The sequence below is a fragment of the Levilactobacillus sp. LN180102 genome, from assembly GCF_050106635.1.
In the GTDB taxonomy this organism is placed as follows: domain Bacteria; phylum Bacillota; class Bacilli; order Lactobacillales; family Lactobacillaceae; genus Levilactobacillus; species Levilactobacillus brevis.
In genome coordinates this window covers 1-3,009 of record NZ_JBNIIX010000039.1, presented here as the reverse complement: position 1 = coordinate 3,009, position 3,009 = coordinate 1, and the positions used below count along the sequence as shown (strand labels likewise).

Below are 3,009 nucleotides of genomic sequence, written 5' to 3'. Positions count from 1 at the left end.
TCGGAATAGGTTATACTAGACAAAAGATCAGCTCCTAAAAGATGGGTTTGTGGTAAACACCATTTTAAAGGAAGCTGATCTTTTTTGTCCGAACAGCGTTCGGATTAATTTTACAATCTACCTATTCTTAAATTCGTTTGCCGGATTATCTTGTTCTTTAAGGAAATGTGAAACCAATTTATGATGGAAATAATGATGAATCCAATAACAGAGAGATACGCTACTCTAAAAAAGAGAGTCATATTCTTATCAGTTGCTGACTTAATGAACGAACTAGTGACAAAGGCTAAAAAGACATTCTGGATAGAAACTAATAAATCTAGACTTACTAGAAGCATAAAGGCTGCTTTATTGCCGTATCTCCATGTAATCATTTTAATTTCTCCTTCCGGCTGGAAATCGACATATTTTCAAATAACTGAAGCACGCACAATATGCCAATATTTCCCTCTAGAAAAAATTCTTAGTGAGCGTAAACTTGCCTGGTAACGACCAATACCTTTTCCCTGTACTTGTTAGATTGGATTCTGACAGTAACAAGGCTACAAGCCTTTTCTGTTCAATTACTGAATCCTTTTTTGCAATCATTAAAGAAATCAGTACCCCAGCATCGCCATTTAAAAGAAAGGGCGAATTATGGTAGGTGTTTTTAATAACGGACTGAAATACTCGTTCTCTAAAGCTTTCATCAACTTCTACACCACACCCATGACTTCTAACAAGTTCCAAAAATATAAGAATGCCACTGATTCCGGAAAACAGAAAGGGATAGTACTTCAACGAACCTGTTGTCTGAGCAACTTTAATGCCACTAGATCCCTCAACAATTCGATTCTCATAAAGATTCTCAAGACTACTCTTAATTGCTTTTGTTCGTAACTCTTGATTGTGCGAAGAGTTTATCAAGGCTAAAAAACTTGCAACTCCTATTTCTCCAAATCCAAAGTCACTTACAACCTTCGAATCTTCACGTGTCACTCCTTTAATTCCAATATGCATTCTTTTATCGCGTGTAATCATCCTTCTCAGTAATAGATCGGAGATTAACTCATTTATTTCTTTTATCTGTTCCTTAATGAAGAGATCACAATCTTTATCCCAAGCAAGAAATAATGATAGCCCAATACCTGCTAGTCCGTACAAAACCCCGTTATAGACTACATGACTTACTTTTCTCCTAATTATATTTAAGATCTTTATCTGCAGGTTAAAGTACATATGACACTGAGCCTTGTCAAATTCTTTTGAAATAGACAAAATGTATACTAGAGAACTTATACCATTGACAAGATTGATCGAATTACTGTCGTCAATATTTCGATTAATGAATGCTATATCCCTTCTAAAATCACTTAGAATGTTTGTATTATCATTTTTATCTAAATAAAGTGCCTTTAGTAAAAGTGTTCCCAGCATCCCCTTATCTAAGGATAACAGTAGTAATTCTTCTTTAGGCCCCCTTCGAATATCTTCAGAAGAAAAAGTATTTTTCTTCGATAAGGTTCTAGAAACAATTTCTGATATTTTGAAAATAGCTGGGGAAATTTTCGTGCTTCTTTCCTCGTTTGAAGATTGAAGGGCCTCTCTAAAAAATGTTGTGATCGTATTATCATTAACCTCATAGAAATTTTCCATTATACTTATTCCTAAGCAAGCTATAGAGTAACAATTATGACCATTCAGAGTAAGCTCATTAATACTATACAGCTTATCAAAGAAGGCTTTTTTTGTAAGTTTGGATCGGGATTCGGGAAAGATAGGTTTGATACTTGTGCCTAGGTAAAATAAAATTGCGCCAAAAGAATACCAATCAAAGCAAAAGGAATTTCTTGAGGTCGTTAATGGAAGAAATGATGGGAAAAAACCTGGGGTAGATCCCATAAAAGATATAGGACTTGTGATAAAAGATCCTATTTCAAAATCAACTAAGAAAACTTGGCCATATTCATTTACTAAGACGTTACTAGGCGACAAATCTCTGATAACAACGCCGGCGCGATGAACCTCCAATATTTGATTCATCAAGTTTTTGGCAATCTTTATAATCATAGTATCCAACATTGTTTTAATTAATACTGAACTAGTAAATATATTCTCCAATGATACTCCTGGCATAAAGCTTTCTAACATAAATACAGAGTCACTGGTTGTGGAGATTCCCAGTACTCTGGGCTTATGAACATAATCAGGAATGTTATGAAGAATATTTGTCTCATTTAAAACTCGATTGGCAGCTGTATCATTCCCACGTACAGCCAAGCTACCATTGTATCCTTGTTTCAATAGTGCAGGACCTTTTGGAGTTAGAACTTTATATATGTTTCCCTTCGCTGATCTTTGTAACAAACGTGGTTGCGTTAACGGAAACTGCATTGTAGTCCTTTTTGGAAAGTAATTCGTATCATGTATTATGAAACGTGGAACCTTTACAAAACTCGGTGTATGAGCACCAAAGACACGCTTGTCTGGAATTAAAACATTTGATTCATCAAACAATGCTAAAAGTGGTTCCTGTTTATCATCTAGCACATACTGTTCGATAAATGATCCATATCGCAGAAAAATATTGCTATCTTTGTACTGATAGTCTGTAAATATTGGCGGAAATAATTTATTATTCTGTGTTCTATACAGTTCGTTTACAATTGTCTCCAATTCTATGTCCGATTTTTGCTTAGGATAAATAGTAATCATTTTTCCAGTAGTTACTAGGGGAACTGCTCCAGTTGTCAAAGAAAGCATAGCATGCCATGTACGAGGGATTTTAAACGAAGCGTCGTATTTTCGGACAACAGATGTAACGGCATCTAAAGATTCCAAAAATTCAGTTGCCGTCGAAGAAACGTGAATTTTCCATCCCTGGTTGCTCAAATTAAAAGTAGATTCTTGGTAGATTGTAAAATTAATCCGAACGCTGTTCGGACAAAAAAGATCAGCTTCCTTTAAAATGGTGTTTACCACAAACCCATCTTTTAGGAGCTGATCTTTTGTCTAGTATAACCTATTCCG

General features: G+C 35.1%; 1 protein-coding gene. It reads right to left on the bottom strand.

Going from position 1 to position 3,009, the window contains the following annotated elements:
• Positions 1-450 precede the first annotated feature (450 nt).
• A complete protein-coding gene (locus ACP4IT_RS12495) occupies positions 451-2,961 on the bottom strand; it encodes a protein kinase domain-containing protein (protein WP_426855859.1) in 2,511 nt (836 codons plus the stop codon).
• Between the last annotated feature and the right edge of the window lie 48 nt (positions 2,962-3,009).